The organism is Micromonospora sonneratiae, assembly GCF_042679305.1.
Classification (GTDB): Bacteria; Actinomycetota; Actinomycetes; order Mycobacteriales; family Micromonosporaceae; genus Micromonospora_H; species Micromonospora_H sonneratiae.
Map to the genome: position 1 here is coordinate 103680 of NZ_JBHTMP010000006.1, position 23330 is coordinate 127009.

At 70.4% G+C, this 23330-nt stretch carries 18 protein-coding genes; 5 read left to right on the top strand and 13 right to left on the bottom strand.

What is annotated here, in order from left to right:
- Window positions 1-35: 35 nt before the first annotated feature.
- On the bottom strand, window positions 36-428 hold the full coding sequence (locus ACFQ4H_RS06010) for a YciI family protein (protein WP_377567839.1): 393 nt from the start codon (window positions 426-428) through the stop codon (window positions 36-38).
- A gap of 182 nt (window positions 429-610) precedes the next feature.
- Here ACFQ4H_RS06010 and ACFQ4H_RS06015 point away from each other — a divergent pair, with 182 nt between their 5' ends.
- Complete coding sequence (locus ACFQ4H_RS06015; protein WP_377567841.1) at window positions 611-1534, top strand: TIGR03619 family F420-dependent LLM class oxidoreductase; 924 nt, start codon at window positions 611-613, stop codon at window positions 1532-1534.
- 251 nt (window positions 1535-1785) lie between these two features.
- Here the strand turns inward: ACFQ4H_RS06015 and ACFQ4H_RS06020 are convergent, their stop codons facing one another.
- Complete coding sequence (locus ACFQ4H_RS06020) at window positions 1786-2310, bottom strand: hypothetical protein (protein WP_377567843.1); 525 nt, start codon at window positions 2308-2310, stop codon at window positions 1786-1788.
- Between the two features lie 261 nt (window positions 2311-2571).
- Here ACFQ4H_RS06020 and ACFQ4H_RS06025 point away from each other — a divergent pair, with 261 nt between their 5' ends.
- Window positions 2572-3081 (top strand): GNAT family N-acetyltransferase, encoded by a 510-nt coding sequence (locus ACFQ4H_RS06025; RefSeq protein WP_377567845.1) that lies wholly within the window; start codon window positions 2572-2574, stop codon window positions 3079-3081.
- On the opposite strand, the gene ACFQ4H_RS06030 is transcribed toward ACFQ4H_RS06025, so the two are convergent.
- Window positions 3074-3316: a hypothetical protein gene (locus ACFQ4H_RS06030; protein ID WP_377567847.1), complete on the bottom strand. Its 243-nt coding sequence runs from the start codon at window positions 3314-3316 to the stop codon at window positions 3074-3076. The genes ACFQ4H_RS06025 and ACFQ4H_RS06030 overlap by 8 nt on opposite strands.
- Before the next feature lie 33 nt (window positions 3317-3349).
- Between ACFQ4H_RS06030 and ACFQ4H_RS06035 the strand changes: the two genes are divergently transcribed.
- Window positions 3350-4078, top strand: a complete 729-nt coding sequence (locus ACFQ4H_RS06035) for a hypothetical protein (protein ID WP_377567849.1) — start codon at window positions 3350-3352, stop codon at window positions 4076-4078.
- 108 nt (window positions 4079-4186) lie between these two features.
- Here the strand turns inward: ACFQ4H_RS06035 and ACFQ4H_RS06040 are convergent, their stop codons facing one another.
- The 10 genes from ACFQ4H_RS06040 to ACFQ4H_RS06085 all read right to left on the bottom strand — a co-directional run bounded on the left by ACFQ4H_RS06040 (window position 4187) and on the right by ACFQ4H_RS06085 (window position 21021).
- Window positions 4187-5188, bottom strand: coding sequence for a hypothetical protein (locus ACFQ4H_RS06040; RefSeq protein ID WP_377567851.1), 1002 nt, complete (start codon window positions 5186-5188; stop codon window positions 4187-4189).
- A gap of 38 nt (window positions 5189-5226) precedes the next feature.
- The gene (locus ACFQ4H_RS06045; RefSeq protein ID WP_377567853.1) at window positions 5227-5820 is read right to left on the bottom strand and encodes a DUF6624 domain-containing protein; all 594 of its coding nucleotides are present in this window, start codon (window positions 5818-5820) and stop codon (window positions 5227-5229) included.
- Window positions 5821-5859: 39 nt separating this feature from the next.
- On the bottom strand, window positions 5860-7230 hold the full coding sequence (locus ACFQ4H_RS06050) for an RNA polymerase sigma factor (protein ID WP_377567855.1): 1371 nt from the start codon (window positions 7228-7230) through the stop codon (window positions 5860-5862).
- Window positions 7203-7622, bottom strand: coding sequence for a YciI family protein (locus ACFQ4H_RS06055; protein WP_377567857.1), 420 nt, complete (start codon window positions 7620-7622; stop codon window positions 7203-7205). The genes ACFQ4H_RS06050 and ACFQ4H_RS06055 overlap by 28 nt, the downstream gene beginning before the upstream one ends.
- A gap of 183 nt (window positions 7623-7805) precedes the next feature.
- Window positions 7806-8201, bottom strand: a complete 396-nt coding sequence (locus ACFQ4H_RS06060; RefSeq protein ID WP_377567859.1) for an ArsR/SmtB family transcription factor — start codon at window positions 8199-8201, stop codon at window positions 7806-7808.
- Between the two features lie 240 nt (window positions 8202-8441).
- A complete protein-coding gene (locus ACFQ4H_RS06065) occupies window positions 8442-10376 on the bottom strand; it encodes a hypothetical protein (protein ID WP_377567861.1) in 1935 nt (644 codons plus the stop codon).
- Window positions 10373-14068, bottom strand: a complete 3696-nt coding sequence (locus ACFQ4H_RS06070; RefSeq protein ID WP_377567863.1) for a DUF5682 family protein — start codon at window positions 14066-14068, stop codon at window positions 10373-10375. The genes ACFQ4H_RS06065 and ACFQ4H_RS06070 overlap by 4 nt, the downstream gene beginning before the upstream one ends.
- The gene (locus ACFQ4H_RS06075) at window positions 14052-15239 is read right to left on the bottom strand and encodes an ATP-binding protein (RefSeq protein WP_377567865.1); all 1188 of its coding nucleotides are present in this window, start codon (window positions 15237-15239) and stop codon (window positions 14052-14054) included. Before ACFQ4H_RS06075 ends, ACFQ4H_RS06070 begins: the two co-directional genes overlap by 17 nt.
- On the bottom strand, window positions 15236-20152 hold the full coding sequence (locus ACFQ4H_RS06080; protein WP_377567867.1) for a hypothetical protein: 4917 nt from the start codon (window positions 20150-20152) through the stop codon (window positions 15236-15238). Before ACFQ4H_RS06080 ends, ACFQ4H_RS06075 begins: the two co-directional genes overlap by 4 nt.
- Entirely contained in the window at window positions 20149-21021 is an 873-nt protein-coding gene (locus ACFQ4H_RS06085; protein ID WP_377567869.1) for a DUF4132 domain-containing protein, read from the bottom strand. Before ACFQ4H_RS06085 ends, ACFQ4H_RS06080 begins: the two co-directional genes overlap by 4 nt.
- Before the next feature lie 171 nt (window positions 21022-21192).
- Between ACFQ4H_RS06085 and ACFQ4H_RS06090 the strand changes: the two genes are divergently transcribed.
- Window positions 21193-21642 carry a hypothetical protein gene (locus ACFQ4H_RS06090; protein ID WP_377567871.1) on the top strand — a complete coding sequence of 150 codons (450 nt, stop codon included), beginning with the start codon at window positions 21193-21195 and terminating at the stop codon, window positions 21640-21642.
- Window positions 21643-22317: 675 nt separating this feature from the next.
- Window positions 22318-23310 carry an ABC transporter substrate-binding protein gene (locus tag ACFQ4H_RS06095; protein WP_377567873.1) on the top strand — a complete coding sequence of 331 codons (993 nt, stop codon included), beginning with the start codon at window positions 22318-22320 and terminating at the stop codon, window positions 23308-23310.
- The last annotated feature ends 20 nt before the right edge of the window (window positions 23311-23330 follow it).

The following is a 23330-nucleotide window of genomic DNA, read 5'->3' on the forward strand; positions in this document are numbered from 1 at the left end:
TGCCCCGGGGTTGGTGTGGACGTTCGGTAGGAGCTTCACGCCGGCTCTCCGGCGGCCAGCTCCGGCTCGGCGCCCGCTGTGAAGATCACCGGGCGGACCTCGATGCCAAGCCCGGCGACCCGGGCATCCGGAATCATCGCGGCCAGTTCGAGTGCCCGCTCGCGGTTCTCGCAGTCGACCAGGTAGTAGCCGCCGAGGTACTCCTTGGCTTCAAGGTACGGCCCGTCGGTCACCACCGGCATCCCGTCGCGAACCCGTACGACCGCGCTGCTGGACGGGTCCGCCAGAGCTGTTGTCCCGACCAACTCCCCGGATGAGCGGACGCTGTCGATGAACCCGCCGTGTCCGCGCATCACCTCCTTGCGTTCCTCCTCGGTGAGGGCGTCCCAGACCTGCGGATTCATATGCATGATCAACATGAACTTCATGCCATCTCCTCGCTGCCAGCGCTCCGGTCGCGCTGCTCGCCAGTGGGTCGTAGCCGGGAAGCCGTTCTTGACAGCCGATCGGATCCGATCACGGCGCAAAACCGTTTGCGCCGCTCCGACCACCTTCCGGACAGGAGTGCTCGACTGAGCACGACACAGCGACAAACACTCGGAGGATCGAAATGGCGACACCGCGAATCGGCGTGAGCCTGCCGCACTTCGGCCCGTACGTCGGCCCGGACGCTGTCGTGACCGTGGCGCAGGCCGCCGAACGGTTCGGCTTCCACGCGGTGTCAGTCAGCGAACGGCTGCTGATGCCCGTACGGTCGGACTGGAGCAACGACGCGAAGCTGCCGGAGTCGTACGCCTGGGACCCGCTGGAACTACTGACCTGGGCGGCTGCGCACACCCAGCGGATCCGGTTGAGCACCGGCATCGTCAACGCGATCTTCCAGCCGCCGATCGTGCTCGCCCGCCGGCTGGCCACGCTCGACCAGCTCTCCCGTGGTCGCCTCGACGTGGGACTCGGCCAGGGGGGAGGCGGCACCCCCGAGACGGCCTACCTGATCCCGGAGGAGTTCACCGCCGTCGGTGTACCGGTCGACCGACGTGGGCCTGGATTCGTCGAGCACGTCGCGGCGATGCGGGCCTGCTGGGCGCCGGACCCGGTCGAGTTCCACGGACGGTACTACCGGATTCCACGCTCCACGGTCGGCCCGAAGCCGTACGCGGGCACGATCCCGTTGTACTTCGGTGCCCTCGTGCGCCGCACCATCGAACGGGCCGCGCAGCTCGCCGACGGGGTGGTGCTCGTCGCCATCGACTGGGACGAGACGCGTACCAAGATCGACTGGTATCGGGACGCCGGCGGTACCGGACGTGTCGTGGTCAACACGATGCCGAGCTATCCCGAGGGCGTGTTGACCGAGACGACCTTCACGGACATGGTGCTAGCCGACCTCGACCGGGCCGGGGCCGCCGGGGTCGACGAGATGCACATCTCGCTGAACCTGGGCACGCCCGTCCCACCCGACCGGCAGGCGGAACTGTTGGAAGCTCTCGCGACCAAGCTCAGCCTCGATCGAATGGAGATCAGCCGGCCATAGGAGGCGTGGGTGGCGGCCTCGGTACTGGCACGAGCACGATCCTGGACGTTCGAAATCCGGCTACAGCCCACCCGGTGCGGCCCTGGCCCGTTGGCCTGTGGTGGCACACGATGTCGTACCCAGGCTCTAGGTTGTTCGTCCGGTGACCTCGGCGTTGCTCCATCAGCCCGCGAGCGGGCGCCGAGGGCACCCCCACTGCCACGTCGTCATTCTGTGGACCGGTCTCCGTGTGCGGCCCCTTGCGTTCCGGCTCAGGTGATGGCCATGACGATGGCCCTGCCCTCCCGGGCAGCAGCGGCGTAGAAGCTCCCGATGTCCTCGTCGTCCTCGTTCTCTTCACCGGCACCGGCACCGGCACCGGCATCGGCATCGGCATCGGCATCGGGCTCCTCTCCGGTACCGGTGCCGCCGGGTTCAGCAACGACGCCCTCGCTGTCCTCGGCCATGCCGGCGGCCAACCGTTCGACCTCCATCGGCGCGAGCACGTACGCGGGACCGTAACCGAACTCGACATCGAGGGTGTCGTCGGTGCCCTGGACCGCGTAGGACAACCAGGACCGCTCCTCGGTGAAACCCGGGTTGGCCTCCTCGGCGGCCTCGGCGATCGCGCTCAGGATCCGGTAGTCGACGCCGAGGACGTCGCGGTCCTGGTCGAACCCGTCCAGTGGGTCGGTGTCGTCGGTCTCGTAGAACAGCTTCCCCGTGAGGGCAGGCTGTGCCCGGAGGATGGCCAGCAGCTTGGGGCTGATCTTGGCCAGGTTCAACCACATCGACATGCCGGCGGAGCGTAGTGGCACCCTCCGACAGGGCGATGGCACTGGAGCGGTTACACGTGTCGTCCGATGAGCGACCTGCGGGGTGTGGGGGCGGGAGAGGCCCAGGAGCAGTTGTGCTGCGTCGAGCCGAGCAGCTGTGCCACCGGTGACCGCGCTACGGTCGCCGCCGTTGCTCGACGTGCCAGTACTCGCGTCCCCTGGTCTACGTACGCTGTCTAGGGTTGGCAGTGGCAGGCGTTCCACCAGCGCGGAAGTGACCAGATGAACAAGTCACCACTCGATATCCGGGTGACCCCGATGACGTCGGCACACGCGGACCAGGTGCTGGCCATCTTCGCCCGAGGCATCGCGAGCGGAAACGCCACCTTCGAGACCGAACCGCCCACCTGGGCTGCCTTCGACGCGGGGAAACTACCCGAACACCGGTACGTCGCCTGCACCGTCGAGGGCATTGTCACCGGATGGATCGCCTGCTCACCGGTATCTGCCCGGCCCGTCTACGCCGGTGTCGTGGAGCACTCCGTCTACGTGCACCCCGACCACGGCGGGCAGGGTATCGGCCGTGCCCTGCTGCAAGCCCTGATCGCCTCTACCGAAGCCGCCGGAATCTGGACCATCCAGTCCGGCATCTTTCCCGAGAACCCCGCCAGTCTCGCCCTGCACCAGCGGTGCGGCTTCCGCGTCATTGGCACCCGGGAACGCGTCGGCCGCCACCATGGACGCTGGCGTGACGTCATCCTGCTGGAACGCCGCAGCCCCACCGTCAGCTGACCCCGATGGACGCCGCATGAGTGACGAACCAGAGATCGGGCCCGATTTCGACGTACGGAGGGCCGTTGCGCACATCGTTCAACGGCACACTGCCATCGATGATGTCGCGTGGTCGGAGGTGTGCCACGCGTACGGTCGTGCGAACGACGTCCCGAACCTGCTGCAGCAGCTGACCGGCGGCGATGCCGAGATCGTACGTATGACCTTGCGCGAGTTGTACGGCAGCGTTCGCCATCAGGGCCAGACGACCGCCGCAGGTGCCCTTGCCGTGCCGTTCCTACTACGAATGGCGGCGGATCCGACGGTGCACCACCGCGACGAGTTGCTGCGGCTGGCCGCTGACATCGCCCGGCGCAACTACTGGGGTAGGGAGGGCCGTACGGAACTGTTGCTGGTGACCGATCCCGAGCCGCGCTTCGATGTCTCCGGCTACCTGGCCAACTGGTCGATCGAAGCCTCACGTAACGCGATCGCAGCACATGCCGCATCGCTGATCGGCCTGCTCCGCGATCCCGACCCACGGGTACGTGGCCGTGCCGCGTACGCGCTGGCCGCTGCCCTTCCCGGCGGAGATGCCATCACCGACGCGCTGCGTGCCCGGCTGTCGGCCGAGACCGACGCCACCCTACAGATCGGCCTGGTCCTTGCGGTCGCGCAACATGCGCGCGAGCTTACCCAGACCGATACAGCCCTCGAATGGACCCGGACCCTGTGGTCCGATCCGACGCAACCTGCCGGCGTACGACTCGGTGCTGTCATCGCCTGGCCCTGCCTGACCACCGCGCCGCCGCCGCCCGCACTGGTCGACGCCGTCACCGATCTGGCCACACCGGAGATGTACGACGCTCTGCACGATGTTCCCTGGGCGCTGCACCTGGACAACCCGCGTGGGCTGAAGGCATGGTTCACCATCCTGCTTCACGACACGTCCGACGGAGCGGCACCGCCCCAGGGGGTCTGGGGGAATGACGACCCGTGGGCCGATCTCGAGTCCTGATACTTGAACCGCAGGTACCTGAACCGCAGGCACAGACCGTAGCCCACCGGCTCCTCGACAGGCAGCCGTTCTGACGGACGTTCTCTCCTCGTCGGGAAAGAGGGAACGTCATCTTCCGAGAAGTTCGACGAGCGCGTCGTCAGCCTGGGCCAGGACCGGCGGGCCGGACAACGGACGCGTCATGACCCGCCGGCAGTGGTCGAGTTCGACGTAGATCTCCCCGCCCGTACCGTCGGCGGCCCGCAGCATGGCGAACCGGTCCGCTGCGCCCGAGCATTCCTTCGCTGGCGGCAGCGCCGCCAACGCCCGCTCTACGGTCCTTCGTCGCTGCTCCGGGAGGAGCAGGCCGTACTCGAAGGTGCCGACGGGCTTGGCTGTTCCCCGCTGCTCCGCCGGTACCCGGAACACGCACAGCCGCAGCTGCGCCGTGGCCGAGAACGGCAGCGCCACCCGGCCCGGTCGCGCGCCGGAGGCCGAATCCCCGGTCTCGGTCGCCACCATGTCCGACAACTCCTGGCCGCACCCGGACAGGGCTGCCCCGGACGACTCGATCTCCCGGACCACCTTCTCCGTCACGGTGGTCAGCCGCAGGCCACGTACCGCCTCCTGCACCTCGGGACGCGGCTTGCCACAGCCGTTCACCGGGATCCCCGGTCGGATCCATCGGCCCTGTGCGTCGAACAGCAGCAGGTTCGGTACCCATGGCATTTCCAGGGTGCAGGCACCGTTGGTGGGCTGCTCGTCGGGCAGGCGTAGTGCGGCCAGCAGCGCCGTCAGGTCGGTGGCCCGGCCCTCGGTGAGGACCAGGTCCTGACCGCCGTCGGCACGTCGCTTCGGCCCGAGCTGGCAGTGGACCGCGACCGTGGCCGCGAAACCGGTGCCGAGGCGCGGCAGGATCAGGGCGTCCGACGGAGGCACACTCAACTCCATCGGCGCGTCCACCTCACAGGATGTCCACCCGGACCGGACGGCCGGCGTACCGGTCACCGGGCTGCGTGGCTGGGCCTGCGGACCGCCGATCGTCTGCTCGTCGGCCCTGGGCGCACCCCCGCAGGCGACCAGCCCGGCCAGGGCCGTCACCACGGCGAGCCCCCTGAGGATCGCGCGCATACCACTCCTCGACCGGCAGTCTTCCACTCCGTACGCCGCTAGGACGACGTTGGCAGCGATCCGGTTCCCGATGAACTCCTACCCCCGGTCTCGTCGTCGGTCCGGTCGTCGGACTCGCGCTGGCGTATCTGGCTCACGTGCTCGGCGAAGGGCCCGAGCCCGACGCTGTGGCGTCGTTCGTCGAGGTGTTCAGGGTCCGCTATCGGCTGTGGCTGGAGCGACCCGTCGTCCTCGTACCAGAACTGCGTGCCGTACAGCTGTGGCCTGTCCTGGGCCCGGAGCACCCGGTCGGTCAGGTAGGCCAGGTGGGACGGCTGCGCCTCGCCGTCGTGTACCGCCTGTTCGAGCAGGCGCAGGCACCGGCGTTGGAACTCCGGATCGAGGTCGGCGTGTTGCGCGATCAGCCAGGCGGCGGTGGAGGCGTCGGCACCCACCTCGCTGCGTCGGGGCCAACCGTGTCGGTCGAGCACCCCCGCGAACCAGGCCGTGTTGTCGATGTCGATATCGCACACCCTGGCCCAGACCTCGTCGTGGACGGTCCGCCCGGTCAAGCCGCGGACCAACTCGGCCCGCGCCAGCTGGTCCCGGTCCATCCGCTCGATCAACTCGGCGGAGAGCTCACCATGCTCCATCCAGCCAGGATCCCGGTCCGTCGCCGCCTACACCAGAGCTCAGGGCGTGTCTCCGGCCGTGTCTCGCGGATCCGCTGGCTGTGGGAGCCCACCCGCCTTGCGTAGCAGTACCGAACGCTCGCGGACATTCCGGCACAGTCGGGCGGCGAGCTCCAACTCGGCCCGTGCCTCGGTGGTCCGGCCGAGCCGTGCCAGCAGTTCGCCACGCACACTCGGGAGCAGGTACGACCCCGACAGCCGGTCGGTGGCGACCAACTCGTCGACGATGGCCAGCGCCTGCTGTGGTCCGTCCGCCATTGCTACGGCGACAGCCCGGTTGAGTTCGACGACGGGGGAGGGCGCCACCCGGCCGAGCGCCTCGTAGAGGAGCACGATGCGCTCCCAGTCGGTCTCCCGTACGGAGGGTGCCGACGCGTGGCAGGCGGCGATCGCTGCCTGTAGTCCGTACGGTCCGAGGCCGCGCCCGACACCCGATGCCCGGCCGATCGCGGCCAGCCCGCGCCGGATCGCCGACCGGTCCCACAGCCGTCGATCCTGGTCCTCCAGGAGCACCGCCTCGCCGTCGGGTCCGGTGCGGGCGGGGAAGCGTGCGGCCGTGAGCTCGAACAGGGCGAGCAGCCCGGATACCTCCGGTTCATCCGGCAGCAACGCGGCCAGCATCCGCGCCAGCCGGATCGCCTCGTACGCGAGGTCGGAACGCAGCAGGCGGTCGCCGGTCGTCGCCGTCGAACCCTCCGTGAAGATCACGTAGAGCACGCTCAGGACGCCACCGAGCCGCTCGCGTCGTTGCTCGGCTGGCGGCAGCTCGAACGGCACCCCCGCTGCGGCGATCGTCTTCTTCGCCCGCGTGATCCGTGCCTGGACCGTCGGCACCGGCACGAGGAACGCCCGGGCGATCTCTTCGCTGGCCAGGCCGCCGACCACGCGCAGCGTAAGGGCGACGCGGGCCTCGGGCGAGAGTACGGGATGGCACGCCACGAACATCAGCGCGAGCACGTCGTCGTCGACCCGGTCGGGGTCCCAGGGCAGGTCGTCCGACCGGTCCCGCAGGGGCACCGCACCCGAGTAGGCCTGGCCTTCGGCAAGTTGGCCGGCCAGCATGGCGTACCGCTGGTCGAGTGCGGACCGGCGACGGAAGCTGTCGATGGCACGGCGTCGGGCGGTCGTGAGCAGCCAGCCCACCGGGTTGGTCGGCGCCCCGTCGCGCGACCAGGTGGCGAGGGCCTCCGCCACCGCCTCCTGCGCCACGTCCTCGGCGAGTTCGAAGTCCCCGGTGTAGCGGGCGAGCGCACCGACGATCCGTGCGGACTCGATCCGCCAGACGGCCTCGACGGCCCGCCGCGCCGACTCGGTGCTCGGCGGGCCGTCGGTGGCGGTGGACATCAGAGCTGGCCGGTCCGCTCGCGCCATGCCCGCTCCTTGATGATCCACTCGTTGTCCTGCGGGAACTCGTCGATGCTCGGCACCCGGCGGATCTCGCATTTCGCGCCGGCCATCGCCGGAATTCGCTTGGCCCATTCGACCGCCTCCTCCTTCGAGGCCACATCGATCACGTAGAAGCCCCCGAACAGCTCCTTCGTCTCGCCGTACGGACCGTCGGTGACCACCGGCGTCTCACCGCTGAAGTCGACCACCACACCCTGGGCCGGGTCGTCCAGGCCCTCGGCAGCGACCAGCACGCCGGCCCGGATCATCTCCTCGTTGAAGCGACCCACCGTTTCGAGCATCTGCTCGAAGGGCGTCTCCATCATCTTCGCCATCGACTCGTCCGTGCCGCGCATGATCAGCATGTACTTCGCCATCTTCGATCTCCTTGACTTCGGGGTCGCCTTCCGACCCTCTCACTCATAGGTCGAACGGGGCGGTCGCGGATCGACACGGCAGAGCAAGGCGGTTAGTTCTGCGCCGCGACGAGGGGTCTGGGCCGGGTCGGGGCCCTTCTGCCGGGTGACCTGCAGCAGCGGCCGTCGTCCACCCAACGGAGGTCAGCCGGCCCGGTGACGGGGTGCATCCTTGTCGGGGTGCTGCTCGGCGGAGCTGGTCGTGCCAGTTGCGGTACGGCGCTCCCGCCGGCCTCGAACCAGTTCGGTCTCCAGGGCGTCGAGGCGTTGCCGCCAGAACTGTCGGTAGCGTTCGAGCCACTGGTCGATCTCCTGGAGGGGGGTGGGATCGACCGCATACATGCGTCGTGTGCCCTCCGGACGGACGGTGGTGAAGCCGTTTTCGCGTAGCACGCGAAGATGTTGCGAGACCCCGGGCTGCGAGATCTTGAACTCCCGCTGGATCACCGCTCCGATGTCGCCGGCCGACTGCTCGCCTTCGGCCAGTAGTTCGAGGATTCGGCGTCGGACCGGATCACCGAGGACGTCGAAGGCGTGCACCGCGCCATTATTTCAGGGCGTAGTTATATAATGTCAAGCCGTCACTTCGTGATGCCCTGGCCGTAGGGGTGACCAGTACACCCCCTACGGCCAGGGCACGGCCCGGACCACGGCGGGGCCGACCCGGGAGTTACCCGGTCGCCCCCGCCGGCGATTCGAGTGGCTGCCCCGAGCCCGCTACCGCCACCAGGACGGCCGTCCCCAGCCCCTACCGCCACCATCCATCGCCCCGGTCGGTGCTCAGCCGACCAGCGTCCGCCCGTCCAGGTCGCCGGCGAGGCTGGTCAGCGCCGTCGGCAGCCAGGACAGTTCACTCAGGGCACTGCTCGCCGCCGCCTCGTAGACGGCCAACGCCAACCAGGCCTCGGCGAACCGGCTGCCGTCGTGGCTGGCCAGCCGCCCGAACACGTCCCGGGAACGGTTACGCGCTGCCGCCAACAACGAGTCCAGCAGTTCAGCGCCCGTGTCGAACCGTGCCCGGCGCATTCGCTGTCCGTCCGAGGCAGCCAGTGCCTCTACGGCCCGGCCACCGGCCACCACCCGTTCGACGTGTCGACGCAGTAGCTGTAGGACCGGGTCACCGGAGGTGTCCGGTCGACTGCCGCCATCCGGGACGGCGACCAGATCGTTGGTCGGTACGTCAACGGCGGCCCCGCCACCGTTCGGTAGCTGACTGCGGTGCAACCGGTCGTAGCCGAGATCCACATGGTCACCCCACCGCTCCGGCAGGGAGAGCCGAGCAGTGTCAGCTGCACCGGCATCGGCGATCCCCACGGCGAGGGCCTGCACCGTGGCCCGCCGAGCCGGCACCGGCTCGCCGATGAGCAGCAGATCCAGGTCCGGGCAGTCGCCCAGCAGACGCAGATTCTCCCGGTACGGCAGTTCGGCGTGATCCGCTCCGACGGTCAACGTCAGGACCGTCCCGTCGGAGGTGGACGCCAGCACCCCGTCGTCGGTCGGCCCGATCACCCGTACCGACAGGAACAGCAGGTTCGCGCCGGCCCGACGTTCCTGCACCGGTTTCGCCAGTGCGGAGAACGTCCGGCTTATCTGGTTGGCCAGCGGCTCGTGCCACAGTTGCGCCAGCGGCTCCTCCGTCCACCGGACCCCGGCTGCCCGTACGGCGCGGACCGAGGCACCGCCGCCCAGTTGGCCGGTCGTCGCGGCGGTGGCCCCGGAGACGACCAGGCCGGCACGGGACAGTTCGCGATGGGTGACGGCCGTCGTCCCGAGCGGCACGGCCGTGCTGCCCGTGCTGGCGGCGCGGCCCACGCCGCCGGGAGCGATGTCCGTGGCCATCCAGAGACGACCGTCACGGTCACTCAGGTAGGTGGTCGTGCCGGCATAGCCGGAGTCGGCGACCACCGGTACCGTGCACAGGCCGTAGAGACGCAGGCTGCCCTGCACCTCGTACGTCCGGCGGGCCCTGCCCAGCAGATCGCCGACGGTCTGTGTGGGCAGTTGCGGGGCACTGAGCCGGTGGGCCAGGGCGAGCAGGTTGCGTACCTCGTCAGTCAGGTCTGCCAGCCGATAGTTGGCCTGGCCGGTGCGGGCCGCCTGCAACAGTGAGGCCACGATCCGGCCGGCCTCGGCAGCCCGGTACAGCCCGTTGGCCCGCGCTTCATGGGTGGCTCTGAGCAGTTCGGAACGCAGCACCGCGCCGGCACCGGCGACGCCGGCCGTCAGGATCGCCACGCCAGCCTGCCACAGCCCGCGAGCGGCGTCGCGCTGGCGGGAGGTGAGCTGCGGCGCCACGTCGGAACCGGTAGCCGGCACCGGGCCCGGATCGGACAGCGGGACGGTGGCCACCGTGGTTGGTTCCGCCAGCGGCGAAGCACCGTCGGTCGACGGCGGCGTTTCCGGGGTGGTGCCACCGGGACCCGTACGGTCGTCCACCGGAGCCAGGGAGAGCACGGCAGCACGGTGCAGACAGGCCGGGGCCAACAGACAACTACAGGTGGCCCCGGCGGAGTTCGTCACCGTACCGCCGGTCACCAGCAGCGTGACGGTGGTCGCGTCATCCACCCGTACCGTGAAGCCGTCCGATGTCGCCGTGACCGGCCATTCACCGGCCCGCTCCACCATCGCGTCCAGTTTCTTACGCAGCCGGTTGGGCAGCAGGTCGACGGCCTCGGCGACGAGCAGCGGTGCCACCGGAGGCAGGGCGGCGGTCATCGGTTGCTCACCTGGTCCGCGACCCAGCGGGCCAGCTCGAGCGGGCTCAGCGCGGCGACCGGCATCCCGGCGGCCACCAGTTGGCCGGCGACCCCGACGGAGTACCGGGGGCGACCGTCGTCGTCCAGGCTGGCGCAGCCCAGCAGCGTGCACCCGGACTCGACCAGGGCCCGCACCTCGTTGAGTAGACCGCTCACCGGATAGCCTTCCTCGAAGTCGCTGACCACCGCCACCAGCGTGCGGCTCGGGACCGTCACCAGCGACCGGGCGTGGCGTAGGCCGGCCGCGATGTGGGTGCCACCGCCGACCCGGACCTCCAGGAGCAGTCCGAGCGGATCGTGCACCCGGTCGGTCAGGTCCACCACCTCGGTGGAGAACGCCACGAAGTGGGTGGTGAGCGCGGGCACCCCGGCGAGTACGGCTCCGGTCAGGGCCGACCAGATCACCGATGCCTCCATCGAGCCGGACACGTCCACCACCAGGATCAGACGCCAGTCGACGCTACGTCGGGCCCGGGTGGCGAAGACCGGTCGTTCCGGCACCACGACCACCCGCCCGTCGCTGTCGCGGTGGATGTGCGACAGGTTGGCCCGCAGGGTGCGGGGCAGATCGAGCGGCCCGCCCGGACGATACGTCGGGCGGGGGTTGGTCAGCCCGGTCAACGCCGGCCGCAGCCGGGTGGCCAGTGCCCTGGTCAGTTCCGTCACGATCCGTGCCACCAGGGGTCGCAGCCGGGCCAGGGCGGTCTCCGACAGGCCGCCGGCGAGGGAGAGCACGTTGCGGAGCAGTTCCACCGAGGGGCGGACCGCATCCGGGTCCAGTTGGATCGCCGCCTCGAGCCGGCCAGCCTCCACCGCGCGGGCCAGCACCTCCTCCCGTACCCCGGGCCCGAAGAGCGCGTTGAGTTCCTCGGCCCACTCCCGTACGCCGGGGTAGGGCGCTTCCCGTCCGGCCCGGCCCACCCGCTCCGCCTGGGCTCCCTCACCCCGGCCAGCGCCGTAGAGTTCGTCCAACGCGGTGGCATAGCGGGCGGCGGTTCCGGTCAGGCACTCCGGCTGGCGTCCGAGCACGAGCCGCCAGCGGTCCGCCGGGCGCAGCTCGCGGACGCGGTCCGTGGTCCCCGCAGACACCGGTACGGGCGCATCGCCCGTCTTCTCGGCGGAGGGCGTCCCGCCCGGAGAGGCAATGGCCGAAGCCGTCGGCTCGACCGTAGTCGACGAGTCACTGTCGGCTACTGTCGGTTCGGTGCCTGTGGCCGTGCCGTCGATCACCCCGTCGAGACCGAACGCGGACAGTGCCCGGCGGCCGGCCCGATCGGCCAGCAGACGGGACAGCAGCAGGTCGGGATCATCGACCGTGCCGATCTCCGTCGGTGCGTCGCCGTCGTTCAGCCGTGCGTCGACGATCGTCAGCAGCCGTTCCCGAGCGGCCGGGCTGGCCGTGTGGAAACCGCCCCGCAGCGCCGGCAGTCGGGTAAGGAAGTCCTGGTCGGACAGGCTCTCGACCCGATCGAGCAGAGCGTCGAGGGCGGGGCCACCCGCATGCAGCAGTGGTTCGGCAGCGGCCAGCAGCCCGGTCAGGTACTCCTGAAGGTGCCGCCGACGTTCCGGATCGGTCGCGTTGTCCAGGCGGGAGGCGATCCGGGCGGCCAGGGTCGCCGGCTCCCAGCGGTCGAGCAGCACCTGGGCCGCGCCGGCAGCAGCCGAGATCAGCGGCGTGCCCTCGCTGGTGAGCCGGTCCAGGGCAGCGCCCAGCCGAAGACCTATCCGGGTCGTCTCGGCCCGCCGGGCCAGAACGGCGAGGGCCTCGGCATCGGCGACCTCGGTCGCCCCGGTCAGGCCGTCGAGCTGACGTACGGCCGACGACTCCAACAACTCCGCAACCGCACCCGCCCGGACGACCGGATGGGCTTCCGTGTCGGCCGACTCAGCGGGTGCCGTCCTTCCGTCCGACGGCACGGTGTCGAGTGAATCAGTGTCGGGTGAACCGTTGTCAGGTGAACCGTTGTCGGGCGCGGGGAGACCGGGAATGTGGCCGCTGCGCAGCCGGTCCAGAAGCCCGAGCGCGGTGACCGTCTCGGCCAGAGTGCCGCTGGCCGGCACCACCGTCGCAAGCTCGGCCAGCCGCTCGGCGGCCAGGGTTTCCAGCCCGCACTCGGCGGCCGTGGCCAGGCCCTTGATCACCTCACCGGCGGTCGGCCCGCCGTCGGCTGACGAACGTCGACGACGCTCCCGTAGCACCCCCTCGGTGGCCTGCGGCAGGGTCACCCCGTGCAGGCCGACGATGTCCAGCATGGCGTCGGTCTCCGGCGACCAACGCAACCGCCAGCGGGAGGTCAACGCGTCCACCCCGCCGACCCCCTCGGTGGCGACGTACTCGCCGTACCCCACCTCACAGGCGGCCAGCTGGTGCAACGCGGTCTCGCGCCGCCGGTCCAGTTCGGAGCGCAGTGGATCGAGGCGTACCTCCCGGGCGGGCTGCCCTGGTCCCGGTAGCCGCAGGTCAGCAACCAGGTGTGCCACCGCCGGGCCGAGTCCGGAGCGCGGCGTTCCCGGGGCGAGGGCACCGCGTCGGTCACCCACCAGGATGCGTTCCATCGCCCGGGCCACCATCCGGCCCCGACCCAGTACCTCCCCGTGGGCGAGGACGGTCTGCAACGCTTCGACCAGCTCGCCCCGGCCAGGGGCGGGCAGCCCGCGCAGCCGGGCCAGGTCGGTGGCCAGCCGGGTCGCCTCCCGGGCCTCCGCCGGTCCGGCCGGGTGACCGGCGGACCGCACCTCCGCGCAGATCCGTACGACGGACTCCAGCGCCGCCGACTCCACGCGGGTGGGGTCGCCGTCGGCCGTGAACACCGCCTGCTGCCACTGTGGGTCCCGGATGCCGGCGGGATAACCGGAGCGGGCATCGAGCAGCGCGAAGCCGTACGGGACCAGGGAGGTGGCCACCTCGTCGCCAGTGCCGACCGGAGCCGGCGAGGGCTCGTCGGCCACGGACAGCAGCGCGGGAGCGTGGAACGCGCCGACCACCGCCGCCACCCGCCGATCGCCCGCCTCACGGAGCCGGAGCCGCATCCACGCCTCGCGCCGCAGGTCACGGGGCTCAACCCCGCCATCCTCCTCGGCATCGCGGCGCAGCGCCCAGCCGACGAGCAACGCCGCCCGGCGTACCGCCTCAGGATCGGAGCCGGGGGCCCGGGCCTCGACCATCCGGTCCCACATGTCCTCATTGGACCGACCGGTCCCGGCCGCCCGCAGGGCCCCGCCGAACGACACGGCGGCGGGGCCACGTCCGACACCGGACGGCCCGGGAGCAGCGGCCGACCAACCCGGGGCGGCCAACGGCATGTCGCAGGGCACCACCGGTACACCTGCGCGGGCCGCCCAACGTACGGCAGCCAGCTCCGGTGAGAAGTCGGCGAACGGATAGAAGGCCGGGCCGTTCCCACCCGGTAACACACCGGCCAGGGCGACGGGTGCCACGGTCGCCGGGTCGGCCAGCCAGGGGAGCCAGCGGTCGAACTCCGCCGGCAGCTCCAGCAGCAGCACCTCGGGCGCGAACTCGTCGAGCAGGCGCGGCAGCACTGCGGCCAGCGCGGGGGAGTGGTGCCGTACCCCGATCAGGTACGGCACCCGCCTGCTGGCCAACTCCTCGACTGCGCGGCTCGGATCCGCGAGGTCAGCCGGTGAGGACATCGCGCAACTCCCAGAGGCGTCGCCACGTCCGTGCGCCGTCCTCCGCCCGCCGACGTACCGAACTGTCCCAGTAGCCGAGCAGCTTCGCCCCGTCAGCCGGATCGTCCTTGCGTACCACTCCAAGCAGGTGACCCGGCACGAGCGAGAGCACGTCCCGGTCACCCGGGAAGTAGGTGGCGGCCAGACCGAGGGAGGTGGCCACCGCCACCGCCTCCGCAGTGCTCATCACCGTTGACGGACGCTCGACGTCCCAGCCCTCCACCGACCGTCCCTCGCGCAGGTCACGAAACGCGGTGACCAGCACCTCCAGCACCGCGTCGTCCACCTCGAACGGCCGTTGCACCCGGGCCAGGGCGGCATTGGCCTGCCGTTTCACCAACGCGGTCTCGGCGTCGATGTCGGGGATCGGCCCGACCGTCTCGAAGTTGAACCGCCGTTTGAGGGCGGCCGACATCTCCGACACCCCACGGTCCCGCAGGTTCGCGGTAGCGATCACGGTGAAGCCCGGCGCGGCGGGTACGGTCGCATCCGGTGTCCCGGCCAGCTCCGGTACGGCTATCCGCCGGTCGGACAGGATCGACACCAGCGCGTCCTGCACCTCCGGCAGACAGCGGGTGATCTCCTCGACCCGGGCAACCGCCCCGGTGCGCATCGCGGTCAGCACCGGCGACGGCACCAGGGCTGCCGGACCAGGGCCCTGGGCCAGCAGCATGGCGTAGTTCCAGCCGTACTTGAGCTGGTCCTCGGTGGTGCCGGCGGTGCCCTGCACGACCAGTTCACTGGTACCGCAGACCGCGGCCGACAGCAGCTCGGAGAGCATCGACTTGGCGGTACCGGGCTCGCCGACGAGCAGGAGCCCCCGCTCGCCGGCGAGAGTGACCACACACCGCTCGACCAGGGCCCGTTCGCCGACGAACTTGCCGGGGATCACCCGCCGGTCGGGCAGCCCGTCCTGACGGGCCGCCTTGGGCAGGCGGAGTTCCTGGCCGTCGCTACCGGTGATGAAGGTGACCACCGCGCGGGGCGTGAGCCGCCAACCGGGTGGCCGTGGGCCGTCGTCGTACGCGGCGAGGAAGGCCAGTTCCTCGGCGTAGGCGTGTTCGGCCGGGTCGACCTGCCGACGGGGGGCGGGTACGGCCGCCGGGGTGGTGGCCTGATGGGTGGTGCTCATCGGCGCCTCTCTGTGACGAGTTCATCGAACCGGGGTGCGTCACCGTTGCGGACCCGGTCCCAGGCCATGACGAACAGCCGTGGTGCCGGGGCGATCGGCAGGACGATGTCGAGGGCGGTGCCGCCGTCGGCATCGAGGGTAAGCAGCGGGATCTTCCAGCGTTCCACCGGCAGGTGCGGGCTCTTCAGCGCCAACCACCCGCCGGGAAGGAACAGCGACCGGCCGGCCCGGCTGCGTTTCGCCTCGACCACCAGGTCGGTGGCGGCCAGTGCCGCCCGGGCGGCCTTGAGCCGGGCGGGTTTCCACCCGGTCCAGCCGGCCACGTTGCGGTCGGTGGGATTGGGCAGGGCCAGCAGTTGCAGGTAGAGGGTGGCAGCGTCGGCGGTCAGGCCGTGTGTCGTGGCGACCTCCGTGACCAGTTCCGGCACCGACCGGGACGGGTCGTGCGGTGCTTCGACGGCCCCTTCCGTCGTCGGGTCGGCGTCCAGCATGGTGTCGATCCGGTTGCCGAGTACGAGCCGCAGTGCTTCGACGGTTCTGGGGTTGGCGCTGCTCAGCCGGGAGGTCACGACGCCGAGAAGCGGATCCTCGGCCCCGGTCAACGCCGCCGGCCGCAGGTCGACCACTCGCCAACCCGTGTCCGGCGGGAAGAACAGCGGGCCGACGGTGATGCTGCCGGACGGGTCGGTCACCGCCGTGACACCGAGCAGGGCGGCCAATTTCTCGATCTTGCCCTGATCGAGGTACCCGACCCGGAGCCTCAGCTCGGGGTCGGCCAGTCGCTGCCGGAGCAGTGAGACCGCCTTCGGTAGTCCGGCCCGGAGTGCGTGGTTGGCCGGGAGGTGGTAGGCCAGCCATGGCACCGCCCGGGCGATTGCGATCATCATGGATTCCGCCCCGACGCCGTCCTCGTCGGCACGCTGCGTGTGGTTGAGCCACCGGCACGTCTCCGGGGCGGCGATCCCGTGCAGGAACTCGGAGCTGCCCATCGGCGCGGCTGCGCCGGCCCGGTCCAGGGCGACGATCAGCTCGTCGGCGACCGGTGTGCGGTGGCCGTACCGTTCGATCCAGTGGGCGCGCAGCTGGTCCAGGCACGGGCCATCGGTCCACAGCGTCTGGACTTCGGCCGGCAGCAGCATGCCGAGGAACCTCCGCCGTGCCGCGCGGGAGTGCTGTCCCCACGTCTGCCGGGCCGTGTTCAGCTCGGTCGACGTGATTCCCAGCTCAGCCAGCGGGGTGGAGTCCGGCCCGGCATCCTCGTCGGAGGTCGACTGACCGGTGGGTAGACCGGAGATCAGGTGCACTGCCTCGGCACGGCTCATCCCGACCTCGACGGAGAGCTTCCCGACCAGCTCGGGACGCCATGGGACGGGCCCGTTCGTGCGGATCGCACTGACGAAGGCCGCCAGCAGCTCGGGTGACACCGTGCCGAGTTCCAGTACGGTCTCGCCCGTGATCCGAGCGTGGGGTACCGGACCGAACACGCCATCCGGGGCGTAGTCCAGGGCGTAGACCTCGTTGTCGCGGACGTCCACGCGCAGGATGAACAGGCGACGCTGCCCGACCTCGACCACGTCTCCGCGCTGGACGGTGGGTACGGCGTCCGCGATGAGTGTGAGCCGTCTCGCCCGGGCCCCCGGGGTGAACAGGCCACTGTCGACACAGATGTCGAGCAGCTCCAGCAGCGCGTCCCGGTGGACGCGGGTGAGCTGCGGAGATGCGGCCCGGTAGAGCACCGCCGGCAGCATGCCGAGCAGATCGAGCCAGTCCCGGTCCACCCTGTCGAGCACCTCGTCGCTCTCCGGTGTCTCGGTCGGGTGGGATGGATCCTCCGGGGCCAGGATCGAGGTGCGCAGCCGCCAACCCCGGTCCGCCGTCGACGAATCGGGTGCGCAGCTGACTGCCCTGCCGAGGAGGAGGAAGAGCCGCGCCGCGCTGTCCCGCCGGTTCCAGCAGCTGTTCAGCAGGTCACCGACCGCAGCATTGATCAATTCGTCGGCGACCAGTTGCGGTCCCTGCTCGACCGTCGCTGGCACGACCACGGCCTGACCGTCGAGTGCCGAGGCGAAGGACCGCAGCCGGCGAGCGTGTCCGGCCGCCAGCCGCACCACTCCGGCGACCCCCGCGATCAGGGCCGGGTCGGTGAGCTGCGGCAGCGTCCGGGCGACCAGTTCCCGGACGTCGGACTCCTCGGCCAGGCCGTCGGTCGGTCCGGTCAGTTCGGTCGCTTCCGTCAGCAACTCGTCGGCCTGAGCATCGGTGAGGGCGCGCAGCGCTGTCGAGCCCGGCAGGTCACGCGGACGCAGGTAGTGCCAGAAGCTCACGGGCGGAACCAGGCTGGTACCCGCCGCGAACGGGCCGGTGTGCACCCCGACGTCGTACTTCCCGGTCGCCAGGCCGTCCGGTGTGATGACCGTGGCTTCGGAGCTGCGCCACTGCGAGCGCCAGATCACCCCGTGGTCCAGGTCGGAGCCAGGGAAGCGGATCGCCCCGACCAGATTCCGGTGGGAGCCGTCCTTCCGGCTCAGCCGGAATGCCCGGCCGTCCACCGACTGGCCGTACTCGACGTCCTGTGGGGTGACCCGCAACCGCCAGCCGACCAGCCTGTCCCGGATGCCCAGCGGGCTGTCCGCCAGCCCGTCCGGCGCGGTCCGCAGGCTGCTGGCCTCGTTCGCCAGCCAGCTGCCGTCGACCGCACCGTCCTCGAAGAACGACGGCAGGCTCGCCCGCCCCCGCTCACCGGTGGCCGGGTCGTACTCGTGCCAGACCTGACGGTCGTCGACCCTGGTGAGCACCCAGTACGACCGCCCGTCGGTGACGACCCGTCCCACGTGCTGCTCGGAGTGGTCACCGACCAGGAACGGCCGCCCACCGGAGGTCCGTCCACCACCGGGTAGTGCCAGCGACTGGCCGGGGTTCTGGAAGGCACCGTCACCCAGTTGGAACGGGTCGTCCGGGTTGCCGCTCCAGTAGGCCCAGGAATCGGATCCCCAGCCGTAGCCGACCAGCAGTTGGTCGTCGACGTAACGCAGCCGCAGGTTCCAGTAGTACTGCAGATACTTGGCCGGCACCCGCAACAGGTGCTCCATGACGATGCCGTCGTGCCCGACGACCAGGACCAGCCGGCCACGCTGGACGATCAGGTACGGCCACTGTGGGATGAGGTGGGTGCTGTCCTCGTCCTTCGCCGAAGCGATCTCGTCGAGGCGCGCGGCGGCCTGCTCCAGTGCCGGCCAGCCGTACTCGTCGAGTAGACCGGCGCGCAGCGTACGACCGAGCAGCGGAGTCAGGCTGTGGTCGGCGATGCGCCGGGCCGCGTCCGGGTTCACCGCGAACGTCTCCGGGTAGCTCACCGGCGCCAGCCGGCCCAACTGGTGGTGGATCTCGGGCAGTCCCGCCCCGGTTACCCGGTCGGCGAGCCGGGACCACCAGCCCCGCAGGGCCTCGGTCAGACCGGGTACGGCGGTGACGTCCCGCAGGAGCTGCGCATCGGGCTGCTGGCCGTACCGCGACCTGGAGGCCAGCACCTCCTCGACGGCGTCGCCCAGCCGTGTGGCGAAGCGGGGATCCGCGGCGAGTGCCAGGAGGTCACGTCGGCCCGGGATCTGGTCCTTCAACCAGGACCCGACCGGCAGGTTGATGCTGCCGTGCTCGGGAAGCGCGACCTGGACACCCCGGGCCAGACAGAGGTCGACCAGGTCCAGGTCGAGGTCGTGTCTGGTCAGGGTCAGCGGAGCGCCGTCGGCGACCAGGCGGTCCACCATCTGCTCAACCAACGCCAGCAGCGCCGGTAGGCGGGGCTCGTCCCGTCGGTAGCGGCGGGCCCGCTGGTTGGCGAACCGACTGAGCCAGCCGGCGGGCCCGTCCGGGGAGGCGGTCTCCTCGGCAACCGTGTCGGCCGGTGCGTAGAGCGCCTCGGTGGCCCCAGCCTCGGTCAGGACGGTCAGCCAGGCCTCTGACGAGCAGTTCTCGGGCAGCATCCCGAGCAGCCGGCCCCGCAGCTGGGGTTGGCGACGGGCGAGCCCGGCCAGCGGCGCGCGGTAGGCGGTCCAGAACGACTCCGGTGCCAGCAGCAGGGCCGGTGCGGCGACGATGTCCGCGATCAGTCGCTCGTCGGCCTCGGTCTGGTCGAGCTTGGCCTTCTTGGCCAGCCGACGCAGGTCGGTGGGCATCGCCGCGTACGGCGGCAGCCCGCCCAGGGTCCGTTCCACGCAGAGGCGGCGGAACCGTTCGTAGGCGACGTCAGGTGCACACCGGGTGGCCAGGTCCCGGGCATGTGCGCTGAGCGCCTTGGCGCTGAGCGCCCCGGCCAGGGCGAACTCCAGGAACACCGCGTGCTGGCGTTCCGGGTCCACGTCGAGCCCGTAGACCTGTTCGGCCTCGCGGGCCTTGCCGAACATCATCGCCGCGTAGCTGCTGCTGTCGGCAGCCAGGAAGGCTCGCCCCGCCTGCTCGTAGTAGGTGGGGAGGAAGTGCGGAACCGCCCTGGCCAGTTGCTCGCCCAGTGCGTCGAAGCCTTCCTTCGCCGGTCCGATGCGGGACTTCGCCTTCCGGGCGAGCCGTTCCATCTCCTTGACCAGGGCCAGCGCGTGGTGACCGTTGGCCGGGTCGTTGACCAGTGCCCAGGCGGGGAAGCCCAGTGCCTGCTGCCGGACCTGGCCGACCTCGACCACCCGCTCGGGGCGGGCGAAACCCAGGAAGTCCATGGTCAGGTCGTCGGCTTCACCGAGTGCCCGGGGCACCAGCCGGACCACGGTCCGTTCACCCAGTACCGGATGCCGGTAGGCCCGGGCGGTCAGGACGTCCACGGTGTCGTCGTCGCCGGACGAAACGTGGGTGGGCAGTACGGCTCCCGCGTCGAGCAGGGCGTTCGCCAGATCGGTCGTCATGCCGTCCACAGTCTGCTGGCTCACTTTTCCTCCTCGTTCGTCGGTACGACCCGCCCGGCGTAGAGCACAGCCGCCATACGCATGCCCTCGGACCACGCCACCGGACCCACCTGGGCCAGGGGCAGCGTCCGCCCCTCCGGGTTGGTGAAGACCAGGTCTCCGGTTTCGGTCTCGTAGCTGGGATCGTCGGCACCGACCCAGTAGCGTGCCTCGATCTGCTGGCCGGCCTCGAAGATCCGGCAGACGGCGTAGCCACCGCGTACCGGATAACCGAGCGAGGTGGCCCGGCCCAGCAGGTGGCGCAGCTGCTCGAACTTGCCGTCGGAGTACTCGCTGATGTTGGTGCGCTCCGGGGGCAGGTCGGCCGGGCGGACCCAGGTCTCCCGGAACAGCTGCCCGACGGACTGGCGTACGTCGAGGTCCGCCGCGAACTCGCGGAGGTCGTCGAGGTCGGCCAGGAGTACGGGGTGCGGGATGAGCACACGGTCGGCGGTCAGCCGGACACTTTCGCCATCGAGGTTGACCACACCGATGCCGTCCGGTCCGGCGTCACGCAGCAGCCCGACCTCGTCCGGGTCCCAGTGGCCGGCGTCGTCCAACGGTGCGACCACCAGGTCGGCGAGGGTGGTGCGCCAGGCTTCGTCCGGCCACAGCTCGGCCAGCAACGTGGCGGGCACCGGCAGCGAGCGCACCATCCACCGTTCGACCTCGATCCGGCACTGTGTTTCGTGTCGACCGAGCCACTCGGCAAGCTGGCGCAGCCCGAGCGTGACCGAATGGTCCCGAATGCGGGGTGGCAGCGAGCGGAGCACCTTGCCCGAGGCGTTGCGACACAACACTTTTCCGGAGTCCAGGGTGACCTCGTAGCCGTCGGTCACCGCAAGCCAGCTCATCGCAGACATCACCTTCCTGGTTGAGTGCGCACGGAGCGTAGACCAACCGGGCGACACTTCCCCCTTTCCGGGGTCTGATCTGGGGCGACGTCGGTGACGGTCGGTTCATGCCACGGTCGTTGGGGGCGCGCTGATGGTGCGGCGACCCTTCGTGCCCCTAGCATCAGGAGGGTGGACGGTCCGTTACCACAGTGGAGTGAGGACACGTGCGCGGTGTGCCCGGCGCAGGTGCTCGGTCCGGGCGGGTTCGACGTGGTCGGCCGACCACATCGTCGCTACGCCTACCGACCGGGCCGGAACAGCCGGGTCGACGTGACGACCGGCGTTCCGGTGTGCGTGCACCCGTACCGGGTGGGTATGCCACCCGGCCGGTACGCCTCCGCCGGTACGCCGTTGCCGGAGCTGGACGGGCCGCCACCGGCTCCGCCGGCGGACCCGGACCTGCCCGAGGAGCTGGTCGACCTGGAGGGGTGGCTGGTCGCGGTGCTACGCGGCACACCGTCGGAGCAGATGTTCACCGCCGTGGCCCGCGTCGAGCGGGTCGCCTCGCAGCGGTTCCCACCCGGTGAGGTCGTCGCCGCGTTGCGGCGGGTGTTGTCGACGGAGCTGGCCAGGCGGTAGGCCAGTTCCTCCCACCACCCTGCCCGGCTCGGCTCGGCTGAGTGAACTGCCAGGCCATGCCGGCCGTACCCAGCAGGGTCACGGGCAGGATGATCCACCGGTCCGTGGCCGTCCGGAGTACCCGGGTGGGGCGGTCCTGATCCACCGAAATCCCTCTGTCCACTTCGGTCCGGCCCGGGATGCCGATCGGCGGTTCCCGGGCTGAGTCAGCCGGGGCGGCACGTCGTGTGGTTGGAGGATCGTGACATGCGGACCGTACGGCTCACCGTCGGATGGGCCTCCACCAGCCGCCGGGGGAGTGTCGACCAGCCGTTCGGGCGGTGTTCTGCCCGCGCCATGTCCGGAGCGCGGCCGGTAACGCACCAATGTCCCTGCCTGTAATCGTTCCTAACGTGATCAGACTCACGGGCTGGGTATGCCCGAATCGCGGCGGTGTGGTGGCGTCCCTACCCGGCCGGTCGGGTGGCCTCGCCGCATCCGTGGTCGTCGTTTGATTGGTCGTGGCCACCTGCGGATCGGATGGCTGTGGTCGTCGGTCCGTGCTTCCTGCGAGGTGGGACGGGGGATCGGCTGACGGGACATTGTCAGCCAACTTCCAGCAATGCGATTCGAAACCAGGTCTTGACGGGGCCTCAGGTTTGACATTTGATAAATCCCGCTCTCGCAGGAGGTTTCATGTCAGGTCGTAACCGTCTCGTCGCGGCCCTCGCCGCGACTGCTCTTGCTGTCACTGCCGCCGGTTGCACGTCTGAGCCGGAAGAACCGTCCAACGCCACCGCCGTCACCTACCTGACCTCCTTCGGGACGTTCGGTCGGGACGCGTACGCATACGTCGCCCTGGAGAAGGGCTTCTTCGAAGAGGCCGGATTCAAGGTCACCATCAAGCCCGGCACCGGCACCGTCGACGTCATGAAGCTCATCGCGTCGGGGCAGGCCGACTACGGCACGGGCGACCTCGCCGGGGTGATCACGACCCAGGCCAACGAGAACTTCCCGGTCCGCGCCGTGGCCGCCGTACACCAGAAGTCCATGGCCGGCCTCGCCTCGCTCGACAAGAAGATCGATTCGCCGGAGAAGCTGCCCGGCAGCAGCATCGCGGACGCCGCGGGTTCGACGAACATGGTCATCTTCCCGGCGTACGCCAAGGCGGCCGGCATCGACCCGAACTCGGTTAAGTTCGTGCCGTCGTCGCCGCAGTCGTTGCCGCAGTTGCTGGCGGCCGGATCGGTCGACGCGATCGGCCAGTTCGTGGCCGGTAAGCCGCTGCTGGAGAAGGCGGCCGGTGGCAAGACGGTCACCATGCTGCCGTACGCCGACAAGTTGCCCGACCTCTACGGCAACGCCCTGCTCGTTTCCGCCTCCAAGCTCGAAGGTGACCGGGCGCAGGTCGAGAAGTTCACGGCGGCGCTGCTCAAGGGGCTGGTCTACGCGGTCGAACACCCCGAGGAGGCGGCCCAGATGCTCAAGAAGCACGAGCGGACCGCCGACGAGAAGGTCGCGGCGGCGGAGCTGACCGCGATGCGCCCCCACGTCATCGTCGACGGTGCCAAGGTGGGCCACCTCGACCAGGCCCGGGTGGAGCGGATGGTGAACCTGCTGGCCGGCACCGGAACGCTCAAGTCGACGCCCAAGGTCGCAGATCTCGGTGTGTACGACGTCGTCAAGTAATTCGTGACCCTTCTTCGACT